1 rRNA gene is annotated in these 1572 nt (G+C 52.9%); it reads right to left on the bottom strand.

Going from position 1 to position 1572, the window contains the following annotated elements:
* Positions 1–1497: ribosomal RNA gene (locus BT264_RS37240) — 23S ribosomal RNA — on the bottom strand; the annotation flags it as partial.
* Between the last annotated feature and the right edge of the window lie 75 nt (positions 1498–1572).

A 1572-nucleotide genomic window follows, 5' to 3' on the forward strand; every position in this document is an offset into this window, starting at 1 on the left:
GCGCCCGGATTTGCCTAAGCGCCTTCTCCAATGCAGCGACCGGGACTTCCAACACCCGGACAACCTTCCGCGATCCGTCCCCCCATCGCATCTAACAATGGTGCAGGAATATTGACCTGCTTCCCATCAGCTACGCATTTCTGCCTCGCCTTAGGGGCCGACTCACCCTACGCCGATGAACGTTGCGTAGGAAACCTTGGGCTTACGGCGAGGGGGCCTTTCACCCCCTTTATCGCTACTCATGTCAGCATTCGCACTTCCGATACCTCCAGCACGCTTTTCAACGCACCTTCGCAGGCTTACGGAACGCTCTCCTACCATGCGAGCATAGCTCGCATCCGCAGCTTCGGTATATAGCTTAGCCCCGTTACATCTTCCGCGCAGGACGACTCGATCAGTGAGCTATTACGCTTTCTTTAAAGGGTGGCTGCTTCTAAGCCAACCTCCTGACTGTTTTAGCCTTCCCACTTCGTTTCCCACTTAGCTATATTTGGGGACCTTAGCTGGCGGTCTGGGTTGTTTCCCTCTTGACACCGGACGTTAGCACCCGATGTCTGTCTCCCGTGATTGCACTCTTCGGTATTCGGAGTTTGCTATGGCGGGGTAATCTGCAATAGACCCCCCAACCATGACAGTGCTCTACCCCCGAAGGTGAGACACGAGGCACTACCTAAATAGTTTTCGGAGAGAACCAGCTATTTCCAAGTTTGTTTAGCCTTTCACCCCTATCCACAGCTCATCCCCTAACTTTTCAACGTTAGTGGGTTCGGACCTCCAGTACGTGTTACCGCACCTTCATCCTGGCCATGGATAGATCACTTGGTTTCGGGTCTACGCCCAGCAACTGAACGCCCTATTCGGACTCGCTTTCGCTACGCCTGCCCTATACGGTTAAGCTTGCTACTGAACGTAAGTCGCTGACCCATTATACAAAAGGTACGCCGTCACCCCTTGCGAGGCTCCGACTGTTTGTATGCATGCGGTTTCAGGATCTATTTCACTCCCCTCCCGGGGTTCTTTTCGCCTTTCCCTCACGGTACTGGTTCACTATCGGTCGATCACGAGTATTTAGCCTTGGAGGATGGTCCCCCCATCTTCAGACAGGATTTCACGTGTCCCGCCCTACTTGTCGCACACCTAGTTCTTTCATACTGTTTTCGCCTACAGGGCTATCACCTGCTATGGCCGCACTTTCCAGAGCGTTCGGCTAACAATACAAATAAAGAGTGCAAGGCTCATCCCATTTCGCTCGCCACTACTTTGGGAATCTCGGTTGATTTCTTTTCCTGCGGTTACTTAGATGTTTCAGTTCACCGCGTTCGCTTCACTGGACCTATGTATTCAGTCCAGGATGACCCAAAAGGGCCGGGTTTCCCCATTCGGACATCTACGGATCAAAGCTCGTTTGCCAGCTCCCCGTAGCTTTTCGCAGGCTACCGCGTCCTTCATCGCCTGTGATCGCCAAGGCATCCACCACATGCACTTGTTCGCTTGACCCTATAACGAGTCTGTCTCTCGACAGTCGTTACAGGTTGAGTTCTCGCGTTGTGCCGTATTCCAATTGAGTCGAAC

Origin of the sequence: Burkholderia sp. NFPP32, assembly GCF_900119325.1 — a bacterium.
Classification (GTDB): Bacteria; Pseudomonadota; Gammaproteobacteria; order Burkholderiales; family Burkholderiaceae; genus Burkholderia; species Burkholderia pyrrocinia_C.